Annotated in this window: 22 protein-coding genes; 18 read left to right on the top strand and 4 right to left on the bottom strand. The window is 37.1% G+C overall.

Going from position 1 to position 25690, the window contains the following annotated elements; genetic code table 11:
* Positions 1–16 precede the first annotated feature (16 nt).
* Entirely contained in the window at positions 17–877 is an 861-nt protein-coding gene (locus ACKTS5_RS04115) for a DUF2911 domain-containing protein (RefSeq protein WP_408042573.1), read from the bottom strand.
* 269 nt (positions 878–1146) lie between these two features.
* Positions 1147–6075 carry a T9SS type A sorting domain-containing protein gene (locus tag ACKTS5_RS04110; RefSeq protein WP_408042572.1) on the bottom strand — a complete coding sequence of 1643 codons (4929 nt, stop codon included), beginning with the start codon at positions 6073–6075 and terminating at the stop codon, positions 1147–1149.
* Between the two features lie 261 nt (positions 6076–6336).
* Between ACKTS5_RS04110 and ACKTS5_RS04105 the strand changes: the two genes are divergently transcribed.
* Entirely contained in the window at positions 6337–9396 is a 3060-nt protein-coding gene (locus ACKTS5_RS04105) for a protein O-mannosyl-transferase family (protein ID WP_408042571.1), read from the top strand.
* Positions 9397–9405: 9 nt separating this feature from the next.
* Positions 9406–10185 carry a class I SAM-dependent methyltransferase gene (locus ACKTS5_RS04100; protein ID WP_408042570.1) on the top strand — a complete coding sequence of 260 codons (780 nt, stop codon included), beginning with the start codon at positions 9406–9408 and terminating at the stop codon, positions 10183–10185.
* Here the strand turns inward: ACKTS5_RS04100 and ACKTS5_RS04095 are convergent.
* Positions 10182–12023, bottom strand: coding sequence for a tetratricopeptide repeat protein (locus ACKTS5_RS04095; RefSeq protein WP_408042569.1), 1842 nt, complete (start codon positions 12021–12023; stop codon positions 10182–10184). The two genes, ACKTS5_RS04100 and ACKTS5_RS04095, sit on opposite strands and share 4 nt — an antisense overlap.
* Before the next feature lie 274 nt (positions 12024–12297).
* On the opposite strand from ACKTS5_RS04095, the gene ACKTS5_RS04090 reads away from it, so the two are divergent.
* Both ACKTS5_RS04090 and ACKTS5_RS04085 read left to right on the top strand, forming a co-directional pair.
* The gene (locus ACKTS5_RS04090; RefSeq protein WP_408042568.1) at positions 12298–13155 is read left to right on the top strand and encodes an alpha/beta hydrolase family protein; all 858 of its coding nucleotides are present in this window, start codon (positions 12298–12300) and stop codon (positions 13153–13155) included.
* Positions 13156–13174: 19 nt separating this feature from the next.
* Positions 13175–13540 (top strand): hypothetical protein, encoded by a 366-nt coding sequence (locus ACKTS5_RS04085; protein WP_408042567.1) that lies wholly within the window; start codon positions 13175–13177, stop codon positions 13538–13540.
* 92 nt (positions 13541–13632) lie between these two features.
* On the opposite strand, the gene ACKTS5_RS04080 is transcribed toward ACKTS5_RS04085, so the two are convergent.
* The gene (locus ACKTS5_RS04080) at positions 13633–14154 is read right to left on the bottom strand and encodes a hypothetical protein (RefSeq protein ID WP_408042566.1); all 522 of its coding nucleotides are present in this window, start codon (positions 14152–14154) and stop codon (positions 13633–13635) included.
* A gap of 496 nt (positions 14155–14650) precedes the next feature.
* Between ACKTS5_RS04080 and ACKTS5_RS04075 the strand changes: the two genes are divergently transcribed.
* From ACKTS5_RS04075 to ACKTS5_RS04010, 14 genes are all read left to right on the top strand, one after another.
* Complete coding sequence (locus tag ACKTS5_RS04075; protein WP_408042565.1) at positions 14651–15667, top strand: alpha/beta fold hydrolase; 1017 nt, start codon at positions 14651–14653, stop codon at positions 15665–15667.
* A gap of 136 nt (positions 15668–15803) precedes the next feature.
* Positions 15804–16871: a hypothetical protein gene (locus ACKTS5_RS04070; protein WP_408042564.1), complete on the top strand. Its 1068-nt coding sequence runs from the start codon at positions 15804–15806 to the stop codon at positions 16869–16871.
* Positions 16872–16893: 22 nt separating this feature from the next.
* A complete protein-coding gene (locus ACKTS5_RS04065) occupies positions 16894–17502 on the top strand; it encodes a DinB family protein (RefSeq protein WP_408042563.1) in 609 nt (202 codons plus the stop codon).
* A gap of 9 nt (positions 17503–17511) precedes the next feature.
* Positions 17512–18204, top strand: a complete 693-nt coding sequence (locus ACKTS5_RS04060) for a hypothetical protein (RefSeq protein ID WP_408042562.1) — start codon at positions 17512–17514, stop codon at positions 18202–18204.
* Positions 18205–19271: 1067 nt separating this feature from the next.
* Positions 19272–20006, top strand: a complete 735-nt coding sequence (locus tag ACKTS5_RS04055; protein WP_408042561.1) for a DUF7003 family protein — start codon at positions 19272–19274, stop codon at positions 20004–20006.
* 570 nt (positions 20007–20576) lie between these two features.
* Positions 20577–21197, top strand: a complete 621-nt coding sequence (locus tag ACKTS5_RS04050; RefSeq protein ID WP_408042560.1) for a DMP19 family protein — start codon at positions 20577–20579, stop codon at positions 21195–21197.
* A gap of 96 nt (positions 21198–21293) precedes the next feature.
* Positions 21294–21530 (top strand): hypothetical protein, encoded by a 237-nt coding sequence (locus ACKTS5_RS04045; RefSeq protein WP_408042559.1) that lies wholly within the window; start codon positions 21294–21296, stop codon positions 21528–21530.
* A 72-nt stretch (positions 21531–21602) separates the two neighbouring features.
* The gene (locus ACKTS5_RS04040) at positions 21603–22010 is read left to right on the top strand and encodes a hypothetical protein (RefSeq protein ID WP_408042558.1); all 408 of its coding nucleotides are present in this window, start codon (positions 21603–21605) and stop codon (positions 22008–22010) included.
* A gap of 18 nt (positions 22011–22028) precedes the next feature.
* Positions 22029–22214 carry a hypothetical protein gene (locus ACKTS5_RS04035; RefSeq protein WP_408042557.1) on the top strand — a complete coding sequence of 62 codons (186 nt, stop codon included), beginning with the start codon at positions 22029–22031 and terminating at the stop codon, positions 22212–22214.
* 391 nt (positions 22215–22605) lie between these two features.
* Entirely contained in the window at positions 22606–23142 is a 537-nt protein-coding gene (locus ACKTS5_RS04030; RefSeq protein WP_408042556.1) for a hypothetical protein, read from the top strand.
* 151 nt (positions 23143–23293) lie between these two features.
* A complete protein-coding gene (locus tag ACKTS5_RS04025; protein ID WP_408042555.1) occupies positions 23294–23860 on the top strand; it encodes a hypothetical protein in 567 nt (188 codons plus the stop codon).
* 100 nt (positions 23861–23960) lie between these two features.
* Positions 23961–24356, top strand: a complete 396-nt coding sequence (locus ACKTS5_RS04020; RefSeq protein WP_408042554.1) for a contact-dependent growth inhibition system immunity protein — start codon at positions 23961–23963, stop codon at positions 24354–24356.
* 90 nt (positions 24357–24446) lie between these two features.
* Complete coding sequence (locus ACKTS5_RS04015) at positions 24447–24959, top strand: hypothetical protein (protein WP_408042553.1); 513 nt, start codon at positions 24447–24449, stop codon at positions 24957–24959.
* 120 nt (positions 24960–25079) lie between these two features.
* Positions 25080–25685, top strand: coding sequence for a macro domain-containing protein (locus tag ACKTS5_RS04010; protein WP_408042552.1), 606 nt, complete (start codon positions 25080–25082; stop codon positions 25683–25685).
* Positions 25686–25690 lie beyond the last annotated feature (5 nt).

The raw sequence follows: 25690 nt of genomic DNA, 5'->3' as shown, positions 1-25690 counted from the left end.
GCATTAGCAAAGTAGATTACAATTTATCCGCAATCTTCGCAAGTAACAAATTACACTTAGCAATATACCCATAATCACTTGCGGTATTCGCTTTAGCTGCTTTTAAGCTGAGTTCAGCATCCTGTTTTGCTGCTGTAAAATTGCCTAAAACAAACGCCAGCTCTGCTCTGTAGTATCGATACCAAAAAGCTTGAGGGCGCAATTCTATGGCTTTATCAAACCAACTTAGCGCCTTAGGTAGGTCTTTATTCTTTTCATAGTAAAACATCGCTGCATCAAAATAGGTTTGCGCATTCGCGATTTTAGCATTCTGCATCAATTTCTCCTCAATTTGCTTAAAAACAAGTGCATCGCTATCGACAAATACAGGAATACGCACCTGAGTTTTTTCCCACTTTATTACCAAATCTCCTCCGTTGGCATGAAAATTCTCAAAATTTATGGAAAGCGTCTCACTGTACTCTTTAAGTGGCATTGCAGGAACCTTAAAACGGAGTAAATCGTTGGTTTTGTTATAACCTGCCGTTCCCCAGAGTTTGCTATTTTTATGGATAATAATGGTCCATTCTTTTTTCTGTGGTATCGTATATAAGGCGTAAGTACCTGCAGGAATCAATTGTTTGTCTATCAAAACCTCTTGATCAAATGTTATTTTAGTAGCGCTGTTTGCTCCGGTTCGCCATAGCTTTCCAAAAGGAATTAATTTTCCGAAAACAGGGCGCCCTTTGGCATTTGGCTGTCCGTAGTTTAAGCTGATGTTTGCCAGCCCTACTTGTTGTTTAATCATTACTCTAGGACTCAAACTCGCCTTCTTTATCTGAGCCGTACTCGTGGTCATGCCTAAAATGACAAACAGTAACATAACGATATTTTTCATGGGTAGTTGTGTTTTTGAATTTTGATACCCCCTTAGTCGAAACTGTTCTTTTTTCTTTGCGTTCTCTTTATTAAATAAATGTTAAACTCATTAAGTATCACAAAAGTACTGTTAGTATACAGCAAAAAAGAAGAGTACCTTTCTCTGCAGAAAGGTACTCTCACAAAAGATTAAAAACTAAAATTTTTCTGAGGTGAATACAGTACTAAAAGTCCCCCAACCTTTATTACGCCTCTAAAAAACCCGTGATTCGTTTCTAATTCTCCCTTTTATTTAATTAGCATACGCTTGGTAGCTATTTGCTTGTTTCCGATGATTAAGGTATACATATACATTCCTGAAGCTAATCCATCAGCATTGATATCTAAAGATGCTTCTCCTCTATCTTCTAATTTTATCTTTGAAACTACTTTTCCAGCTGAGTCAGTAAAAATCATATAAGCTGATGCTGTTTCATAGGGTAAATAATATTTTATAGACGAATTGCTTCCGAAAGGATTAGGTATGTTTTGATACAACGTTGCTTCTCTTTTTCGCGTAGTTACGGAGTTATCGTTAGACAAGGTTCCATTACACGCACAATTCTCTAATGCCTTTACTCTTGATAAAATAGCAGCCATCTGAGTTTCTAAGCTGGTTACTCGGTCTTGGGCTGCCGTCAAATCTGATTGCAGTTTTGTTACCAAAGGTGCCAAGTTTACCGATACCGATTTTCCGTTTTCTATCGAGATGGTCAACTCTGTACCCGATAGGCTCGCCGAAGTAAGGTTTTGATTATCTGTATTATCTAAATACTTCGCTAAATCAACAGTTTTTGCGTTCCCTGAAATACTCAGCGTATTTGTTGCCAAACTCAACTCCTGATTATCGGTATTGTCGGCATATTTTGATAAATCAATACTCGTAGCGTCGTTGGTCAAACTCAAAGTATTTCCGCTTAAAGTCAAATCTTGGTTATCCGTATTATCTAGATACTTCGCTAAATCAACAGTCTTTGCGTTTCCTGAGATGCTCAACGTGTTTGTTGCCAAACTCAACTCCTGATTATCGGTATTGTCCGCGTATTTTGATAAATCAATACTTGTCGCATCGTTGGTCAAACTCAAAGTGTTTCCGCTTAAAGTCAAATCTTGGTTATCCGTATTATCTAAATACTTCGCTAAATCAACAGTCTTTGCATTCCCTGAAATGCTCAACGTGTTTGTTGCTAAACTCAATGCCTGGTTATCGGTATTGTCCGCGTATTTTGATAAATCAATACTCGTCGCATCGTTGGTCAAACTCAAGGTATTTCCGCTTAAAGTCAAGTCTTGGTTATCGGTTCCGGTTCCGTCTTGGAGACTTGCCAAATCGATGGTGTTTCCGTTGGCTATGCTCAATTTAGTTCCGGTGAACCCAAGTGTTTGTGCATCCGTATTGTCTAAATACTTCGCTAAATCAACAGTCTTAGCATTCCCTGAAATGCTCAACGTGTTTGTTGCTAAACTCAACTCCTGGTTATCGGTATTGTCGGCATATTTTGATAAATCAATACTCGTCGCATCGTTGGTCAAACTCAAAGTGTTTCCGCTTAAAGTCAAATCTTGGTTATCGGTTCCTGTTCCGTCTTGGAGACTTGCCAAATCGATGGTATTTCCATTAGCTATACTCAATTTTGTTCCAGTGAACCCAAGTGTTTGTGCATCCGTATTGTCTAAATACTTCGCTAAATCAACAGTCTTAGCATTCCCTGAAATGCTCAACGTATTTGTTGCCAAACTCAACTCCTGATTATCGGTATTGTCGGCATATTTTGATAAATCAATACTCGTAGCGTCGTTGGTCAAACTCAAAGTGTTTCCGCTTAAAGTCAAATCTTGGTTATCCGTATTATCTAGATACTTCGCTAAGTCAACAGTTTTTGTGTTCCCTGAAATGCTCAACGTATTTGTTGCCAAACTCAACTCCTGGTTATCGGTATTGTCCGCGTATTTTGATAAATCAATACTCGTCGCATCGTTGGTCAAACTCAAAGTGTTTCCGCTTAAAGTCAAGTCTTGGTTATCGGTTCCTGTTCCGTCTTGGAGACTTGCCAAATCGATGGTGTTTCCGTTAGCAATACTCAATTTTGTTCCGGTGAACCCAAGTGTTTGTGCATCCGTATTATCTAAATACTTCGCTAAGTCAATAGTCTTTGTGTTCCCTGAAATGCTCAACGTGTTTGTTGCCAAACTCAACTCCTGATTATCGGTATTGTCCGCGTATTTTGATAAATCAATACTCGTCGCATCGTTGGTCAAACTCAAGGTATGTCCGCTTAAGGTCAAATCTTGGTTATCCGTATTATCTAGATACTTCGCTAAGTCAACAGTTTTTGCGTTTCCTGAGATGCTCAACGTGTTTGTTGCTAAACTCAACTCCTGGTTATCTGTATTGTCCGCATATTTTGATAAATCAATACTCGTAGCATCGTTGGTCAAACTCAAAGTGTTTCCGCTTAAAGTCAAATCTTGATTATCGGTTCCTGTTCCGTCTTGGAGACCTGCCAAATCGATGGTGTTTCCGTTGGCTATGCTCAATTTAGTTCCGGTGAACCCAAGTGTTTGTGCATCCGTATTGTCTAAATACTTCGCTAAGTCAACAGTCTTAGCATTCCCTGAAATGCTCAAGGTGTTTGTTGCTAAACTCAATGCCTGGTTATCGGTATTGTCCGCGTATTTTGATAAATCAATACTCGTAGCGTCATTGGTCAAACTCAAAGTATTTCCGCTTAAAGTCAAATCTTGGTTATCGGTATTGTCCGCATATTTTGATAAATCAATACTCGTGGCATCGTTGGTCAAACTCAAAGTGTTTCCGCTTAAAGTCAAATCTTGGTTATCCGTATTATCCAAATACTTCGCTAAGTCAATAGTCTTTGTGTTCCCTGAAATACTCAACGTGTTTGTTGCTAAACTCAATGCCTGGTTATCGGTATTGTCCAAATATTTAGCTAAACTAATACTCGTAGCATCGTTGGTTAAACTCAAAGTATTCTCCGTCAATCTTAAATCTTGGTTATCGGTTCCTGTTCCGTCTTGCAAACTTGCCAAATCGATAATATTTCCGTTGGCTATGCTCAACTTCGTTCCGGCCAACCCGAGTGTTTGTGCATCCGTATTATCTAAATACTTTGCCAAATTAATCGTCTTCGCGTTCCCTGAAATGCTTAACGTATTAGTTGTTAATTTTAATTCTTGACTATCTGTATTATCCAAGTACTTTGTTAAACTGACCGTGGTAGCATCATTGGTCAAACTCAAGGTATTCCCTGACAAACTCAAATTTTGATTATCGGTATTATCCTCGTATTTTGACAAGTCGATACTCGTTGCATCGTTGGTCAAACTCAAAGTATTCCCTGACAAGGTCAAATCTTGAGCATCTGTATTATCCGCGTATTTTGACAAATCGATACTCGTTGCATCGTTGGTCAAACTTAAAGTATTCCCTGACAAGGTCAAATCTTGAGCATCTGTTTGATTTACCCAACTAATGGTTCCTGCTCCATCGGTAACCATAACCTGATTGGCTTTTCCATCGGCGGCGGGCAGGGCAACACTACTAGCACTTGAACCTTTCCAAGCGCTACCATCCCAAGCAAATAGTTGTTTGATTTCCGCATCGTATACTACCATCCCTATATCGGAGCTTACTAAACTACTGGCAAGCGTGGTACGCTGTGCTGTGGTTAGTCTGTTTAATTGTAATCCTTTATTAGTTCCGGACAACTCCAAGGCAGCTTTGGTATTTGGACTATTGGTTCCTATCCCCACACTTAACGGATTGGTAGCTCCCCCTAAAACCATCGTATTTGCTGTACTCGCTACTGCAGCATTTCCGATAGCCACCGAATTATTACCACTTACAGTAGCTCCGTAACCGATAGCAATATTACTCGTGGCATCGGGAGCTCCTCCTGAATTATCAATCTCATCATTTGATTGTGCTCCTGCACCAATTACTATGGCTCGATTATTTTTTACCACGGTATTGGCTCCTATGGCTACGGACTCACTATTATCTACAGTCACTGAAGGCCCTATTCCTACTGAGTTTGTTTGTTTGATGTTTGCCTGATGTCCGATTCCTACCGAATAATCTGCATTATCACTTGCTTGAAACTTGTATCCCATCATCACGGCTCCATCAGCAGACAATAAATCACTTTCATTACCGATTCCTACGGAATAGCGTCCTCTGTTATAGGCATGATATCCCATGATTACGACATCGTTGTTCGCTGCCACAGTTGCCGATCCTATAAAAATCGTTCTATTTCTTCGGGTACTTGGCGAACCGTCAAAATTATTCGATCCCCATCCTGTTGCTGATTGTTGGGTAAAACCACTCATGGCTCCCAATCCAACATTGTCTTCTCCTTCTCTGTTCTCCGCTCCTGACTGGTACCCTACATAGGTATTTCTGTTTGCGTTGTGTATCGAGTTGGTACGATTGTTATCCCAACCTGATCGTGCCCCTACAAAGGTATTGTAATCAGCATGTTCCGTTGCTACTCCTGCAGCGGCTCCTAACATGGTATTGTACTTTCCTGCTCCAATATCAATTGCTGAAGAATCTCCGATCGAAGTATTGTGATGTCCTGTTCGTACATCACTCATCGCTTCACTACCGACAGCGGTATTTCGATATCCTGTCTCTGCCGATATTCCAGCTTCGTTTCCAATAAAAACTTGTTTATAACCGGTAGTATTTGACATCCCAGCATCTTCTCCTATAAACACATTTTCATATCCAGTAGTATTTCGAGTTCCTGACTCTTCCCCCACGAAGGTATTATCATATCCTGTGGTATTGTATTCTCCTGATTCAGTTCCTATGAAGGTATTATCCCCCCCTGTTGTCGTATGACGTCCAGACTCAAAACCTATAAATGTATTATCAAATCCAGTGGTATTTAAGTGACCTGCGTAGTACCCGATAAAAGTACTTTCACTAGTCGTGGTATTCTTACCGGCTGCAAATCCTAAAAAGGTTGAAAATCTCGCAGTGGTCAGAGCAGATCCTGTACTATCTCCATACAGCGTATTAAAGTTACCAGAGGTTAATTTGACTCCAGACCCCTGCCCGGAAGTTTCATTTAAAAGTTGTGCCTGTACAACTACATTGGCCAACAGTAATAGCAAAATAAATAGGCTATTATTTAAAGAGGTTTTCATGGGTAATAAATTTATCGGTGAACTTTCCGAATCGTCTCATGCGCAACTTTAAGCGCGATTTACAAACGAGAAACCGGGAATGCTTCACTTGTGTCCGACAAAACTAGTTCGAGAAAAGGTGTTTTTCCTGTTTTACACCTATACAAACGGCTATACAAAAACAAAACAACCACTGATTATCAACACATTAACACACTACCTAATCTAAACCGACTCCCAATTTCAAATTTTGACTTGATTAATACCGTATCTTTGAATCCAATGAAAAACAGGAATTTTATACCGTGGATTTTGTTCGTTTTTAGCTTTGTAGTCTATGCGATCTGTGCTCCCAATTCAATCACTTTTTGGGACAGTCCAGAGTTTATTGCTAGCAACTACAAACTACAAGTCACCCATCCGCCAGGAGCTCCTTTGTATATGTTACTTGCCAATGTTATCATTTCAATAAGCCCTATCAATTCCATTGCTCTTGTATGTAATCTTATTTCGGCCTTCTTTGGCGCTATAACAGTTGCAGTCGTTTATCTGATTAGCCGTAAAATCGCATATCGACAGCTCACTAAAAAAATATCAAATCCCCCCCAATGGTTACCAGAAGCTTGTGGCATAGTGGCCAGTTTAACACTGGCCTTTATTCACAGTTTTTGGGTAGCCGCAACCGAAGCAGAAGTATATACCTTATCCTTTTTGTTTATGGTAGTATTATGGTATACGGCCATTATCTGGACAGAAACCGAAAATCCGTTAAAAGCGCAACGTCTATTGGTACTCATGTCGTTTTTAATAGGCCTTTCTTCCTGCGTACACCTTATTAACATCTCTATAAGTATCCCTTTATCGGTACTGTTTATTACAAAACGACGAACTATTTCGCTAAAAAACTTACTACTAAGTCTTGTTATTGGTATTGCCTTGTTTGTATTTATCTACGGATTCTTGATTCAAGGATTTCTGACCTTGGCCATCAAAGTTGACAGCTACTTGGTAAATCAACAAACATGGAGTGTCAATTCCGGGTTGGTAGTACTCTACCTCAGCACGCTTGCTATACTGCTTTTTACTTCTTGGTACAGCTTAAAAAAACAATATCGAACTACCTTATTAATTAGTACTTGCTTGTTCTTTTTTTACGTAGGTATTAGTCCTTATGGTAGTAGTATACTAAGGTCAGCTGCAAAAACCCCCATTTCCAACAATCCTGCTAACAGTATTGCTTTGTTGCGTTATCTCAGAGCAGAACAATTTGGAATCAGTGCAGTCCCCTTGATCAAAGGTGCTTATTTCAATGCTCCGCTCGATAAAAACCAACCGCTACTGCACGGGAAGCCTCGAGTTATTTACGATGTAGCAACCAAAAAATACATCGAAGTTGACAATGGTAGCTTCAACCGTGAAAACTACGCCCCTGAATTTTCTAGTTATTTTCCTAGAATGTACAGCCGTAAACCTGCTGACATAACCGGATACAATTCGTGGACTGCGATAAAAGGCACTCCTGTAAGCTATACCATACAGGGAAAAACAGAAAGCTTACGGAAACCTACCTTTTCTGAAAATCTTAGTTTTTTCTACAACTATCAAGTAAACTGGCTGTATCTACGGTATTTATTCTGGAACTTTATTGGGCAACAAAACAGCTTTAAAGGAAATGGGACGATACTCTACGGTAACTGGAGCAGTGGTATTACTTTTATAGATGCACAGCGATTGGGAAATGCTTCGGCAAGGCCTCAACATTTTAAAAACGACCCGAGTAACGATGTTTACTACGGTATTCCTTTAATTATCGGTTTTTTAGGATTGCTATCACTGCGTAAAACCCCGATTCATTTTTACAGTTCCTTACTCTTCTTTTTTACTTTTGGTTTAGGCATCACACTCTATGTGAATCCAACACCCACTAGTATACTGATCCGAGAACGCGACTATATTTTTATAGGATCCTTTATTCCTTTTTGTATTTGGATTGGTCTTGCCATTATTCCGTGTTATTTGCAATTGTCACTCATAAAAAAACACAGCATTCGTTTAGGAGCACTCACCCTGCTGTTCGCACTTGTCGTTCCTTTACAGCTATTACTCAAAGGGTGGGACAATCACAATAGAACTGAAATCAATTTTCCTAGAACCTTTGCAAAAAGCTATCTTGACTCCTGCCCTGCAAATAGCATCCTGATAACGAATGGTGATAATATGACTTTTCCGCTGTGGTATTTACAAGAGGTTGAAAATTACCGAACCGATGTGCGCGTTATCAATTACGATCAGCTCACTCTCGCTTGGTACTTAGAGAAACTAAAATCCACACAAAACAAGGCGAAAAAGCTGGCTTTTACACTTCCAAAGCAGCTTTATCAAAAAGGTCCACAACACCTATTACCGCTTCAAAAAGAAACTAACAAGGCCGTTGACCTCACCACGCTATTTGATTTTTTATCGAGTCCTAACACTGCGATTTCTTGGAATGGCAAACAGCAACACTACCTTCCTTCAGATGTTTTTTCCATTGCTATTGACAGCGCTGCATTTTCTGATAGCTATCAACCCCAATATGACAAGTTCAAACACCTAAAAACCATCACTTGGAAATACAGTAAAGCGTTTTATGCAATCAATGACTTGAGCATACTCAACATCATTCAGAACAACCTGCACAAAATGCCAATTGCCTTTGCACTCAACGGAGCTACTTCACATTTTGTAGGCCTACAAGCGCACACCATTCAACACGGAATGGTAGCCTTACTCGCACCTATTCAAACCAAAGCTCCCGGATACAATCCCAAACTCGTAGATACGGACAATTCACTTTCTGTGATGGTAAACAAGGCCAACTATAAAGCTCCGAGTTCCGAACATCCGGTTATTGGTTTCGAGCAACTGAACTACACACAGCAAATACTGAGGCGTAATTATTATTTTCTAGCGCAAGCACTATTGGAAGAAGGTAAAAACGAAGCGGCTTTACGTACCCTAGATTATTGTTCACAGGTATTTCCGAATAGCACTGTCCCCTTTAAGCAATATGCCTTTGCTTTAGGGAAACTGTATATCAAAGCAGGAAAATTAACACAGGGAAAAGACATTTGTACCCAAGCGATCCGAAATATCAAAGAAGAATTGATTTGGATTACAGCAGTACATCCTGAGCATCCTATTATCAATGTACAATACGCCACAAGATTACACGGTATGTATGAACAAATGCTACAACAATATACCTCTTTAGTACCTCAAGCATCGGGGCAGCTAAAAAAGGAATATCATCAAGTAACTGCTACTTTTCAATCGTGGCACCAAGTTCATTGGCCTTATTAAATTTTCACCATGCTATACTCTACCGAAGTCACCTCCTCTAAAATTATCTCGGACACACCACTGTATGCCCGTACCAGAAAAGCTTACGAAATAGTACAACCCTGGATCGCTGGCAATACGCTAGAAATAGGTTGTGGTGAAGGCTATGGCATTGACATATACAAAGAAAACACGAGCTCGTTAACGCTTATCGACAAATCGTCACAGGCGGTATCGCTACTTCGACAAAAACATCCTAAGGCATGCGTTATCAAGAAAAGGGTTCCTGAACTTACGGGGATTCCAGACAATAGTTTTGATTCAATTATTGCATTTCAAGTAATTGAGCACCTCGACAATGATCGCTTATTCTTAAACGAAATTCACCGAGTGCTAAAACCAGGAGGAAAAGCCTATATCACCACTCCCAACAAATCAAAAACAATTGTTTCAAATCCTTGGCACTACAGAGAATACAACTTAAATGAGCTCAACAGCTTGTTGGCTGGTACTTTTGGCAAGTTCGACATCAAAGGAATTAAAGGGAATGCCATCACTGATGCCTACTACGCTAACAACAAGGCTTCTGTTACCAGGATACTTCAGTTCGACCTACTCAAATTGCATCGAATACTTCCTGACACTTTGCTAAAAGTGCCCTACGAGCTACTCAATCGCATCAACCGACTCTACCTACTAAAAAAGAATCCAACGCACATACAGTCGATTACCTCAGACGATTATCAACTCGACACCTGTTCGGAAGGCACCTTAGACTTTTTCTGTGTTCTAGAAAAAAGAGCTTCTTAATCGAGGTATTCGACGAGGCTTATTTCTTTGGGTGCCTTAATTTTTTTACGAAGTCTGTATCTGCTAATAAAAATACTCTCTACAGAAATCCCTAATATATTGGCGATTTCCTGATTATCAAGTCCCAATTTCTCAAGGGCTACCAGGCGTTCTTCTGCCTTGGTAAGTTTATAACCTTTACTCTTAATATTTCCGAAAAAACTCGGATGCACTTTTACAAATTTATCCTTAAAAACATACCAATCATCTTTCGTCAATATCTTGGAGCTCAACAGCTCCTGAACGGTATCCACTATATTTTTTTCCGTAACCTGTTCTTTGAGTTCTTCTAACTGATTTTTTAACGACTGCTGTTCTTTACTTCGCTCTAGTAACTGCTGTGTATAGGTGGTCAGTTCTTTGGTATTGCGATCAAGTGCTCGCTTCAGTTCTTTCTTTTTCCTGCGTTCCCTCCAAAAGATTCCAACAGCTACAAGGATTACTGAAAATAGTATGGCCACAAGTGTATTTCTCTTACTACTGGCCAGCTCTTTGTCCTTTTCAAGCTCGGTAATTGCGGCCTCCTTCTTAATTAGTTCCTTTTCTTTTTCGGCAGTTTCAAACCTCGTTTGGTGAAAAGCAAAAGCGTTTAACAAGGTCTGTTTATTCACAGAATCTCTTAGTTGATTGTAGTTTTTTTGGTGTTCTAAGGCCTTATTGGGATTGTTTAGCTTTTCATAAATCTCTCCCAATAATTTTTCTACTTCTATGCCATAGAGATTTTCAACCCCTGAATTCGATGAAACCCCTTTGTAATCTCCGAGTAGTGATAAAGCCTCCCTATATCGTTTTTTTTCAAGCAAGTACTTTACCTTATCTGGTTTCACACTGCTTAACAAGTACTTGTTACGAATCTTTTTTTCTACTTCCAATAATTCTCGATAAACACTATCAGCAGCTTTCATATTCTTTTCTGCCAATAGCGACCGTAGTAATACCGCCTTATATTGCATTCCTCTACTACTCACCGTAGTGATGTCTTTGTTGTATTTATTATAGGCTTCTGAAGAATCGAGATATTGCTTAGCCACCTGTAGTTGCTGATCTTTCAAGGCCTCTTCTGCCAGAGATAAATAACAAAATCCCACAAAAAAATTGGCCTTTAACGCCTTGGCCTTCTCCAATTCAACGCTTGTTTTTTCATTCGCTATATCGCGTAAACCAATTCTTCGATACAACAGTAAACTCTCACCAGCCACGCTAAACATATAATTGTAATCTTTTAAAATCTCATAGAGATCTTTCGCCTTTTCGTATTTTTCTATGGCCGTAATAAAGTCACCAGAATTGGAACTTGCCTGCCCAGAAAAGAAATAGGCATCGGCTGAAAATATTGAATCTTTGGCCTCTAAAAACAGGGCGGCAGCCTTATCAAAATCTCCAATAGCATTATGGTAATCTAGCTCTGACGACTTGAGTCCTGCCCTTTTGAGCAATAGGTGTGCTTCTGAATTTTTCTTTTTAAAATGTGGCTTAAAGGCGAGCATGGCTTCGCACAACTCCTTCCCTTTTTTGATTTCTCCTACTATGATGTACTGTTGAATAATAAACCTCGACTTCGATGCCATCAGGTCGTATTCCTTTAGTTCTTTTGCCAACGCTACATATTCCTGTAACCTCGGAATCAAGTTTTTGTGATTTCCTCGAATCATCGCTCTCGTAAGTTGATCAAGAACCTTTAATTTCGCTGGCTTCCCTGAAGTTGTCTCAACAACACGCTGTAAAGAGTCTATTTCTTTTTGAGCGACGCTGTGATGGACCCAAAATATACTCAGCAACATAAATGCAATACATCTCATAAATAACAACAATACTAATTATACGATTAATTTAATGCGAGGAGTTCGGTTAGTACCTCGATATCTGATTCGGGTAAAAATATAAAAAATAACGGCACCAAAAGGGCAATGAAAATTCTGTTTCTATCTCCTTTGTACATATTTATCCGCTCTGTTAAACACAACAAAGTACAACGAAGTCGTATTCAATAACACCTTTATCTCCTCGCATTAAATTTGCGCATTGCTTAATTTGAGCTATCTTCGGTTCCCAAAATCGCTAACATCCTTATAAATGGCTATCCTTTATCAGCTTCAACATCGTTTACTACCAAGCAAAAGCACCGTGATCAACACCTACAGTTTTACTGCTTTGCTGTTTCTTTGTGTGCTATCGGTACATGCACAAACGACAGAAAAAGCCTTTACTAAAGACTTAGTCATTTCAATCCAAGGTGACTCCATCGCGGCGAATGCACTAATTGCCAAGGGAACGAATTTAAAAGAAACGGTAGTATTACTGCACGGACTTCCTGGGAATGAAAAAAATCTGGATTTAGCTGAGTTCTTGCGCCAACGAGGAAAAAACGTCATTTATTTTAACTACCGAGGATCATGGGGAAGTCAAGGTCAGTTTCGTTATACACACTGCTTGGAAGACATTGCCAACGTACTTGATTATCTGAACTCTCAAACAATAGCTGAGCAACTCAGAATTAAAAGAAATGCCTTTACACTTATCGGACACAGCTTAGGAGGAGGGATCGCTGTCCTGCACGGAATGAAAGATTCCCGTGTTCAACGCATCATTGCAATATCGGCATTTAATGTTGGAGCGGTATTAAAGAACAACAATTCTGTTGCAGAACTCCAGGAATTCCAAAACTATCTGCGTGCTCAATTCATGTTAAATATCAATCCTACTGACTTTCTGAAAGAACTACTGCAACACAAACAGCAATGGGATGTATCTCGCATGACAAGCACACAACATCGTCCGGCCTTATTGTTTATCGATGAAAACAGCCGCAATACCCAATGGATACAGAACATGCAACACAGTGAACATCATATTATACCCTCTGACCACTCATTTTCAGACAAACGCCTTGCCTTAAACAAGTTCATACTTCAATGGCTTCACAAACACTAAAAACAATATAATACCTGTTATGAAAACCTACAATCGCGCAAAAACCGCTGACTTTTATTTTGAAAAAGTAGCCTCTGGGAGTTTAGAATTTTCTAAACTGAGAAAAACCCTAGAAAACGAAGATATTGAAAAGGAAGAAATTGACTTTCTCGTTCCGTATATAGACAGAAAACTCCTTAGAGTTGCCCAAGTACAGGCAGCTCACAAAATTGGAAAAAATATATTTTACAGCGGTCTAGTTCTCAGTGTTATTGGACTCGTAATCACACTGGGATCCCTCTTTGGTCTTTTTGACTCAAAGGGTATCGGAATCATTGCTTATGGTCCTATTGTCGGTGGGTTAGCCACTACTTTCATAGGAAAATCAAATATGGACCGCAATTAAGTCTTCTCGCAAGGCGTGAAATTTAATGCTTGTCACGTCTTGCGAATAACTGATGATACTGGAAAAATAGGATGGTTAATTCATCCTATTTTTTATCCCCCAGAAGTTGTTCTCGTACAATCTCTTGCATCTAAGGTACCATTCGAGCAATAATTCCCATCCGGAATACACCCAGAACAAACAGCACAAGCTTCTGTTGTACAAACAGTTTCACCGATGTACATTAAATTAAAATTTCCTATTTTATTCTTTTCTTTTTTAAATTTAGAAGAGTCATTTAATAAAGCTACAGTTGATATAGAATCATCTGTATTAGTAAATCTTATGTAATACTTTCCTTCTATTTCTAAAATATCAAAGGATTTACCTTTCTTATTAAGATCATATTTAGATGAATACGCAGTAAAAGAATTGATGAGCTCATCATTCGATATTGCTAATTTAACAGAGTTGTCACTTTTGTAAGCCACTTTTGTTCCTACAAAACCTTTCGAAGAAAAATCGACAGACTTTAATTCATTAGGAATTTGTTCATTTTTATCACAGCTGATAAACATAGCACCTATCAAAACTGACGTCAATAAGATAAAAATTAGTAATCTTGAATTTTTCATAATTTAAGATTTTAATACGTTGAGAAGTAATAAATAGTAGTACCAATTCTAAGTACAGGATTTGTAAGTAATTTTAATTTATTTGCTTTATTTGATCTTTGATATGCTTATAAAACAGCAATCCTAATCCTGCTATACAATGCCATTGTAATTTCTATTCCAAAATACCTGTGAGCTATCAATTGCTGACTCAGAATTTATAATATTGTTTTATTGATTGGATAAATCAATGGTCAGATCGTTTTGTAGACGCTTAAAAGTACTAATAATGAGATCAAAAACCAAACAGCGGATAAAAAAAACCACTAATTATCAAACACATACACCTCCTACTTTTAACAAAAAACAAGAACCTTATAGTAGCCCAAACGCCCCATCCACTAGAAAATCCCACGACTTGTTTATCAATAAAAACAACAGCTAAAAACGTTTTTTTAACTACCTTTCATCCTTCAAAATCGGTTCTGGTACTCCTAGACCACTAAAACAAATCGCTGTGAAAATACTCGTAAAAATCCTCAAGTGGACAGGTAAAATAATCTCGGGAACTATACTTTTTATCATGATCGTAGGCCTGTGTTATCGTTTGGCCAGTACTCCACCCATTCCACCTGGAAAACTAGTTGATATAAAAGGCACTAACCTCCATATTCGAGCAGAAGGTCCTCGCAATACATTACCAACACTGGTTTTAGAGAGTGGTGCTGGGGGAAACACTGATATGTTCCACTGGATCGCTGAGGGAATGAAACAACAGATGAGAGTGGTTCGTTATGACCGAGAAGGTAAAGGTTTTAGCGAAGCCTGTACCGAAAGCATGACTCCAGAAGACTACGCCCAGCAACTGCACGACCTCCTCAAGAAAAATGGTGAAGCGCCCCCTTATATTATGGTAGGACACTCCATGGGAGGCCCGTATATCAGTATTTTTAGAGAGTTGTTTCCCGATGAAGTCAAAGGTATGATTTACATTGATGCTAGTCATCCCGAACAATGGAAACGTCTCGCTCAAAAAGAATTGGTACCAAAAGCACAGGTACCCTTACTAAAATTTGCTGCATTGCTTGCTGATATGGGAATTTCAGGAGCCTACAGCGCCATCACCACCCCTGCACCTCGCAAGGATGGACTCCCTAAACTTTGTGGACTGCGCGAACAGCTGTTAAGAAAATATTCCGGTAAAATTTACCACCGATACTTACAAGAAAATACTTTCAATTCACAGCTACTCCAAAGAGCTGCCCAAGTTCGTGATTTAGACTCTTTACCACTACTCGTTTTTACGGCTAAGGAACAATATCGGGAGGCACAAAAAGTAAAATACCGCAATCAGGGTATCCAACCAGAACAGGAGATTGCACTATGGTTTCAAATGCAAAAGGAGCTAAAAGAACGTTCCACCCGAGGACAACAATTTATTATGGATGCCACCCACGGAACTATCCTAACTCAAAAACATAACGCTGATTTTATCAATGACAAGCTACGTACTATGGTCGGCATGGTGAAATAAGCCGAGAAATCTAGTTACGACAAGTCTACAATTCTCTTACATGAAAGAATAGATACCACCATAAATAGCTATTAAAATGAAGCTAGTACATCAACCAAAATATTCGTATTTTTCAATAACTACAAACCCTAGTCTTATGGATAAACTTATAATCATCTTTTTCTTATTACTCTTCGGCAGCGGATATGCTCAAACTTCAAAAAGCATCCTAAGCAAAGAAATCTTAGAATACATTGATGAACATTACTTTTACGGTAGCAAATACTCTCCTATGATTACCACGCACAGAGTTCATCCTCGAAAAAAGCTTTCAAAAAACCCTGCGCTTGAAACGCTTTATATTTTAGAATTACGCGATATTGAAAAACATACCAGTCGTAAAGCGTTGGCATTAGTCGAAGAAAAAAACTGGGATAGTATTCAGAAGCGTACCAAATACAGGGGTAAAAAAGAATTTCACTATAACGATAAACAAGAGGTAGCAAAAATTAAAGCCGGGGTTACCAAGTACCTCTTTCGTCAAACAGGTACTAATACCTATGAATGTGATTATTACGAACGAGATAAGCTGTACTCAAAACAAACCTATGAATACTTTAAAGGAGACCTACTTAAAAAATTCACCTCTCACTATGAAGACGGAAAACTTCTCTTTTCCAAAACTTACATCTACGATGCTAATGACGTTCTAAGAGAAATTGTACAAATAGATCCTAAATGGGATACTCATACCTATGCGTTAAAATTCACCTATACGAAGAACGCTGTGCTAGTGACCAAGAAGGAAAAAAATGCGGCGACCTATAAAAACTACGTCCGTCTAACTATAGACAACAACTCCTATCACATAACTCGATACAGCCTCGACAAGGACCGCATCGAAAGTGATATTATTTTTACCCTCAACAAAAACAACCTCATGCAAGAACGCAAAGAAATCTCGCGTAATTACCTCGCTGTCAAAAGCGCAAGTAAAAAAGGCATCGTGGACTACGGTAAAACTATCGATTTGCAACAATTGGTTATACTCGATAATTACTACCAATTAATTACGCAAACCCAAAGTAGTATTGACAAGGAGCAGTACAAAGATGTAGTTGACATCTACCTAAATCGCTATGACGATTTGAATTTATGGATTGACTCTCCTAAAAACCGAGGAGCTACCGGAGGATTTATCTTTCTCTACAAATTCCGCAACTAACTCATTCCCAAATTACTTTGCTATGATGACAGCATTTAGAAAAATAAAAAGACCTGAACCAACGGAGTACCCCTCCTATTCTCAACCTTATTTCGATCTTATTGAAACAAATGATGACATACTTCGGGTACTCCACGACAACTTCATTGCCCTAAAAGAACTCATCTTTTCTTTAAACGAGGAACAACTTCGCTATGTATACGCCAAAGATAAATGGACGATTAAGGAAATATTAGTGCACAATATTGACGATGAACGAATTTTCACTTACCGTGCTTTGTGTTATGCTCGTAATGATCAAACAGTACTTCCTGGCTTTGAAGAAAAACAGTATGCCGCGTACGCAGCTGCCAACGAGCGAAGTTTAGACAGCATCTTTGACGAGTACTGGCAAGTAAGACTCGCTACCCTAAAACTGTTTCAATACTTGCCAGAAGCCGCTTTACTGCGTAAAGGGAAGCTGCTCGATGCCAACGGAAATCCTTCGAATGAACGAACAGTGCGCGCTATGGTTTATCATATTGCTGGCCATGAGCTGAACCATATAAAAGTTATAAAAGAGCGCTACCTAAAAACGCATGTTGACAACATAAACGGCCTCGACATAAACTCCAAACACACTAAAACGTAAAAACAAGCTATGAACCTAAGAATCCTATTTTTTTCACTGTTCATATATTTCAATTGCTATTCACAAAATTTAGACAATAAAAACCCTATTCGAGTAGTATTGATGAACTGCTACGAAGGCAGTGATCGGGAAGAAACAAAAATTGATTTTTCTGACTATTTCGCTGTCTATGCAAAGGAAAAGCAGGGAATAACCAATTTCAAAATAAAAAAACACCATGCCAGTAATACTGTTACCCCGAAATTTCTAATCAAAGGATTGGATTTTATAAAGGATTCAACCAATGGTCGATGGATTGATCGTAAAATGTATCCTGGAGAAACCATAATCTTCAAAGTTCCCAATGTAGCGAATGAGGAGCATAGTACCTACTATTCGATATATATAAAAGGGAAGGTCATAGAAACTAAAAACAATGTATTTCCATACTTTAAAGGAATTAAAGATTATGAATTGAGAGTCGCTTCTGAAAAAAGGAATGAGAGTTTAGTTAAAATAAATATTGGCTCTTGGTCAGCGGGTGGATTTGAAGGTGGAATTTATCTTTATTGGATTGGAGATTTGAATGGAGATAACCGACTTGATATGTTAATTGGGACTTCTGTTCATTATGCTGGTATAGAATTGATCCTCTATTTGTCAGACAAAACAGAGAAAAAACTATTTGTTAAACACAGAGTTGGGAGTTGCTCTTCTTGCTAAAAAACAACAGCTAACAAACATAAACCAGGTAAATTCAATAACTTTGAAACAAAAAAATTGAATAATTTAAGAATACAAGTAAAAAAATTTAACCTATGAATTCAACAATACTTACAGCGCTCCTAATTATAGGAGTTGGTGGTTTCCTATATTGGGCCTATTTACCAGATTATAGAAGAAATCCAACAGAATTTATTCGAACTTTAATTGGGATGCCACTTGGAATGTTTCTTGGATTAGTCGGTCACTACTCCTTAAACTAAAAATTAAAAAAATGGGCCATTCAAGAGAAAAAAGAAAGGAAAACTAAATAAGAAAACACGATAGCCATAGAAACTAGTATGAATATAAGTTTTGATCTTGACAGTACGCTTATTCCAAATGGAAAAGAATTTGAAACGGAAAAAGTAAGTCGTTTTGCTAAATTTCTTGGGATTGAAGAAATACGAAAAGGAACTGTAGCATTGATGTCGGATTTACAACTCCAAGGACATCTAATTCATAGATACACAACCTCGTTTCGGTCAAAAAGAAGTATCAAACGCACTTTTAGATACTATGGAATAACGATAAATCGAATCGTAAATGAGACAGAAAACCGACGTGTTTAAAAAAATCGTGCTATTCATTCCTCCAAATTCCCGCCTGCTTTTAATTTTGACATACATATTGATGATTTAGAAGGTGTTGAACGAGAAGCCAAAAACTATAATTTTAAAATGATACGCATCAAACCTACTGACAACGATTGGGCACAGAAGATAAAAATGATCTTAGCGCTAGACGGCAAAAACCACAACGAATGCAACTAAATCTCACTGTTCTAAAGAACCAAAACTGTTCAGTAAGGCTACCCTTTAAAATACTCAAAACAACGATACCTACAACATTATACATGAACAGACATGTCTGAAGGTCGCTTCGTCAACTACCAAATGATTTAGACAATAAAAATTAAAAGCCCCGTAAATACCATTAAACTATTTCACTTTTTTTATTTCAACTGATTTTCCACTGCAAGCCATAAAAAATATTTACTATTTTTCCGAAAAAAAAAAGAAGCATCAATGAACCACTATAGCTCTGAAAAAAAACAAGAATATTCAGCACAGGAAATTTTAAAACAGCTCGATCAATGCGCTGAAAATTTCACCTTTCCAATGTTAGACAATGGATATATTTATCCTATTCACTCCAAATTGAGTGCCTACAGAGATGAAAAACGATGGGTTTTACTCATCGAGGTAATCGGATTTAGTTATCGTGGAGGAGGACACAATGGAATTACTAACTGCCTACACATTTTTGGAAACAGTATCGCTACTATCCCCGGAACAGACAATGCTAACTTTTTGTACCTAACGGATAACAGTCCAGAGAGCCTGACTTTCGACGAAGAATATATGGAAAGCCTAAACCCACAGGCCAAAACCATGCTTTTGCGCGGAGAAGAATTTCGAATTAATCACAACAGAGAATTTTATCTGAAGAAAGGAATCGAACTCGAAGAAGAAAACGAAATTTATGTTTGGGAATTTATGAGAGGCCTAGTACCTGAATACAATAAGAAACTCGAAGCTACAGACCTGGAAATAAGAGAACGCATTCCATCAGATTTACCAAAAATCATGGAACTTACCGAATGGTATCATCCAGATTGTGCGAATTCGGAACTTCCGAGTACTAACGAAACCTTTCAACAACTCGCCAAAGTATTAGAAACTGGAGAAACAGTATTTTACAACCCTACACATAAGCCAAATTCTCATTGGAAACATTGGCCAGATGGAGGGTCATTGTAAAGCAATAGGCCTGTAATAAGGATACGCAATTTACTTTGCCAGTCCAACCCTAGTAGCCTTCGATCGATCGTGTTAACAATAATCTCTATCATAAGTTTCGCTAGAGAAAAGAATATACGACTACAGCTTGGCGAGGATGATTAGGATGATGCAAACGAATAAACTGTCCTACTTTACAACCAACTCCTCAATTCGAATGAATTTGCGATAACGGAAACCTGAACAATAAAACTAAAATCCTAAATGCAATCGAAGCTAAGGAGACCACCTGCCAACTAAAAGTAGTAAGGCTAGTAACGAGTTGTTGAATACTACAAATCATTCGGTATCCATACTGCTCTCGCCTAGCAATTTCAAAAAAGTTTTGTCCTTCAGAAAAACCTATAAATCTCTAAAAGTTCCATCCTTTTAAGTAACTTTACAAAAAAAAAGCTAATAAACTACACTGACGTGATACCTTTTGACAAAGCACTACTAAAAATAGTCTGTGGGACAATCATTGCCCTCCTTTTCCTAATTTATTACCGACAAAACAAAAATCAATCCGCAATTACATCTACATCTGAAAAAATGAAACCTAATTTTTATTCATTGAATGATGGAAACCAAAATGATCGGATCATATCCATCCAAATTTCACAAAAATGGCTGGATTCGATAAAATCAAACTTTGACTGGAATGAGTTTGACGAATACGATAATAGATTGTGGGAATACATGTATAAACTCTTTGATGAATCCATAGAAAAAAGCGGAATAGCAGATGAAAAGGAGTTGTGGAATACCCTAAATCGCGAACAAAAGATATTTTGGGCTTTTTTAGCATTTAACGGAGATACTGACAATGGTGGAGTTTTTCAATTTATTTTCAACCGTCCTGAGTTTATCATTTCCGTTGCTGAGACTTTTGAAGAATTAGGTATGACAACACTCACTAAAGATTACCACAACGTTCTGGACGAATTAAGTGGAAAATCTTCGAAAATCGGTGACCTAAAAACGGTCTTTAATGACGATTCAAAAAATTGGAGTAAAAGATGGAAGGCATTCTCTGAAGGGTATAAAGAGTTAATATCAGCTCAAAAAATCGAACTTTATTACTACGAAAAAGCGTTTAAAAAGAAGCTATACCAAAAAATTACTGAGCGCATCGAACGCAACATGGATAAATTTGCAACCATAGTCGAATAAAAAAAATCAACAAACATTTCTACAGCGAATAAGAGTAAAGTTGAGCTGTTCGTTTGCTAGCAGCTACTAATAATAACTGAAAAAAAAACAGCAATCATGTTAGACAAAATATACACCAACCTAACTAAAAAAGAACTGAAACAAGCGCTAATTATCCATTACGCTTTATGCATCACCTCAGTTGGAGTTCCAATACTACTGGTACTGCTCGGGTATTTTTTAAATGGAAAAGTTTACATCAATTACTTCCTACTCATTTTTTTACTATTGTTTATCTGGTCGGTATTCAATATAGATTTTCTAAAAAAGAAAAATGGTAGGAGCTCCAAATAAATGCTAGATTACAATGCCAACACACCATTGCTAGTATACTGTATGTATTTTAACCTCAAATAAACAAATTGTATGCGATTGATAAGAACGAAAAATAGATTAAAAATAGCAGTCGAAAAAGAAAACGAAAAAACCTTAATTAAATGTTTAAATTTCGAAAATTATAAAAATTTTGATCCTAGTCAATATGAATTGATTGAAAAAGCTCTTTATGGAAAATGGCATACTCAACACGAAGACCTAATAAGTGCCATTTCTTTCGGAGGTTTAAAAGACGATCGATTCGTTGAACCAATTATGGACATTGCTCTGAAAGGAGAAATTTTCAGACCCTTTGATGATGAATTAGAAGCCACTTTAAGAAAATGTGTCCACGCTTTAAAAATGATTGACTCAGAAAAATCAAAAAATGCAATTAGAAGACTTAAAGAACTCAATAACGATAATGTGAAAGTCGTTTTAGAGATGTACAAAGACTAACGGAATCCTCTAAGCGTTTTGTTTACAAAAGAGCTCCCTAAAACAACACTTCAAACGAACAAATTAACACACGTTATTTGTGAAGAGTTTTCTGGAATAAAAGCTGGTATTAAATCAAATAATGATATAAAAAACAACAAAGGTTTGAAAACGAAAGCTTATAAGGCTGAGTATTTAGTTGGCTTTAGAAGAGGTTATACATAAGGGTAAAAGTATTAAAGCGAGACTAAACATCAACAAGAACCTTTGTAAGACTTTTACAGATTATAATAAACCTTTTGAATTAGATTTCTATCAAACATATCTTAACCTAGCAACAACCGTTCAAAAAAGTAGGTTCCGATATACCTATATAGCTCAATTTGAAAATTTGGTAAATATCGATCAAGAACTTGAAGAATTTGATAATACGATAAGGTTAATTGAAATATACCAAACAGAATAAAAGAAATATATCACCGATGCTATGGATAAAAAAGGATTTGAAGTAATAATAGGAAACTATATTTACCAAAATTACAAACCGCCAATGAATAAAGACAGAACAACTAACTAAAGATCCTACCAAACCGTTGTATATAATTTAGAAAACGTAATGAAATTAGAAATACCATTTGACGAAAACATCTATTCAGAACAAACTACACTGTACTTTAACCAATTCTGGAATAAAAATCTGAAGAAAAATAAGGAACGAATTTATTGGGCAATTCCTTTAACAATTGTCGGAATATTCTTAGTTAAGAAAGAAAATAATTTAGGCTTCTTTTCGCTAGGAATCGGAATACACTACCTAATAAACTTTTATACTTATTATCGCCATTATAAAACGATTAAAACTAAACATTTTGAACTAACCAATTCTGAAATCGATGGACAAAAATCTGCAGGACAAAGTACAATTTTGGAGTTTAATGAAGAATACTTCCGCTACAAGAATTATAAATATGACACAAAAATTAAATGGAATGCCTTCAAAAATTATCAGGTAATTGATAAAAACCTTTTTCTTGATCTCGAAATTGGATACAAACCTTCGTATATTCTGGGAGAAAAAGAAGTTGGTAAAGAAAAGTTTAATGAAATAGTTGAATTTATAAAGAAGAAAAGTAAACAATTTGGTAAAAATTAAGGATGCACTGCAGCAATACTATGAAGCATTGCTCCTTCTTGCCCGACTCCGTAAATCGAGTCGGTTGTTCTACTCGGTTTGTCTTTGCTAAACTTACCACAACCCCTTGTTCATATTAATAACTTAACCATTGTACACAAACCAAAAAAAAATGAAAAATCAGTTAAAAATACTGCTACTGTTCTTCACTTTGATTTCTTTTAAAGGACAAACCAAAATTAAATGTGAATCGAATATTGAAACGGCTAAAATGATCCAAGAGACTCCTCTAACGGTATCGCAGCATACCGAATCAATTGCTGAACAGTGGAATTATATGGTTTTTGAAAAAGGAGGCTGTCTGGGTGGTACTCAGTACATCTCTGAAAAAAAGAGAGAAATTCCGACTATGGTTTTTAGTGAAAAGGAATGGAAACAATTTGCGAAAAATGAGAAAACAGCTTTGACTGAATTTCTAATCACTAAACTTTCTGATACCGCAAAGACTAAGGTACATACTTGTCCCTTTTTTAGTACTACTCATGAAGAAATGGCGATCTATGCTCTTCAACATATCCACGGTAAAAATTGGTATGATTTTTCTGAATTCAATGATTCCAAATACAAAGTATTTAAAAGTGCTACAGAGCAACCTCAAATATGGTTACAGCATGTACTCAATAACAAAACAAAACGATCTGCATTAGCGCAACTATATCGTGACGAACTGAAAAATTAAAAACCAGAGATCTCATCAAGTATTTACTTCGTGCTGAAATTAATTACGCTAGAGAATCAACCTATTACAGATTTAGAATTAACACAAAGAACAGCTTAAAATGAGTTCAAAATCAATTGAGCAACTAGAAAACGACTATTGGAAAAAACCTTCAGAATTCCCAACCGCCTTGGTTAAAAAATGTTTTGAATACAGAAAAATTAAAGTTTCAGAATTGACAATAGCACAAATCCGTCTTCTGATTTCACAAAAAATTGGACTTGCATATTTGATTCCTATAGCATTGGATAAACTTGAACAGAATGTACTTATCGAAGGAGAATTATATGAAGGCGATGTATTAGAGTCCGTATCAAAAATACCAATGAAATTTTGGAACAAAAATTCAACCGAATTTCTAAGATTTATAAGCCTTTTAGAATCTAATAAAGAAGAAATTTTATCGAAACTCGGAGAAAAAAAATTTGACCAAATTTCAGAAAGACTAAAAATGTGACTCAGAGCTGACTTGAAAGCTTATCGTTTTCTACTGCCCTACTTGCCACACAGTTAAACTTAGACAACATTAAACAAAACACATATGTCAATGACACAAGTAGCTTTTTTAAAGAAAGCTGATTTACCAAACAAAATTGAAATAGAAAAAACCATTCGTGAACTCGGATATGAATTCGAAATTCTTGATGATTTTGAAAACTTTTATGACGTTGACGGACTTGAATGCAAAATCAATAAACAGAAAACCTTTTTTGATATCTATTTTCAAGAACCGAAAGAAATAACAACTGATTTTGATTTTATCAAAAAGGATTTGACTGACCAAGATACTGTAGTTTCTTTTAATTGGGGTGCGGACTTTGCGGCCGGAGCGTCTATCGGGCTTATTTCTGTTGTGTTAATTGAAAAATGTAATGCGCTAATTTATTACTTGGATGACGAGGTAGCTTACTCTAAAGAAATGTTATTAGCAGACACGCCTGATTTTATAAAAGAACTGGAAAAACAAAAAAAGTACGCGAAACAGAATCAGAATACAGAAACAACAGTTCTCACTGAGAACAAAGGATTTTGGATAAGAGTTAAAAATCTATTTAAATGAAAAACGTTACCTAACAAAATGTATCGCTACTTGTAGATATATGCATTGGACAAACCTCATTAAGCCAAAAGTTCCTTTCTTTTAATTAACTTTATAATAAAAATCGCAAAAAACAAAATAATGTCTATATCCCCAAAACTGTTTGAAATAACCTTAATAGATGTTCAAAATGAATTATGTAAAGAATGGAAGAGCTCCTTTGATGAGTTTTCTGAAGTCAGTATAGTGAATGGAAAATTTGAGCTAGAAAGAGAATTTGACTGTCTAGTCAGCCCAGCAAATTCATTTGGTCTAATGGATGGAGGAATTGACTTAGCAATCCGAAACTACTTCGGTATGAAGGTTCAATACAATGTTCAAAAAAGAATTCAAAAAGAGTTTTATGGAGAGCAACCTGTTGGAACTTCAATTATTGTTTTTACGGAAAATGAGCATCATCCATTTTTAGCTCATACTCCAACTATGCGTGTTCCAACGGATATTTCAAAAACAGATAATGTTTATAATGCTTTTTTTGCTATGCTAACTGCTATCGCTAATCATAACAAGGCTGGAAAAGCTAGAATAGAAAAGGTTCTTTGTCCTGGGATGGGAACAGCAACGGGTAGAATGCCCCCAAAAGAGGCGGCTAGACAGATGTCTCTTGCTTACAGAAACTTTAAGTATCCAACAACTAACATGAATTGGAAAAACTTAAATAACAGACATCAACAAATAATAGGATAAAACTC

This window comes from Tenacibaculum litopenaei (genome assembly GCF_964514025.1).
GTDB lineage: Bacteria > Bacteroidota > Bacteroidia > Flavobacteriales > Flavobacteriaceae > Polaribacter > Polaribacter litopenaei.
The sequence above is the reverse complement of the archived record's forward strand: the minus strand, read 5'-3'. Positions and strand labels throughout refer to the sequence as shown.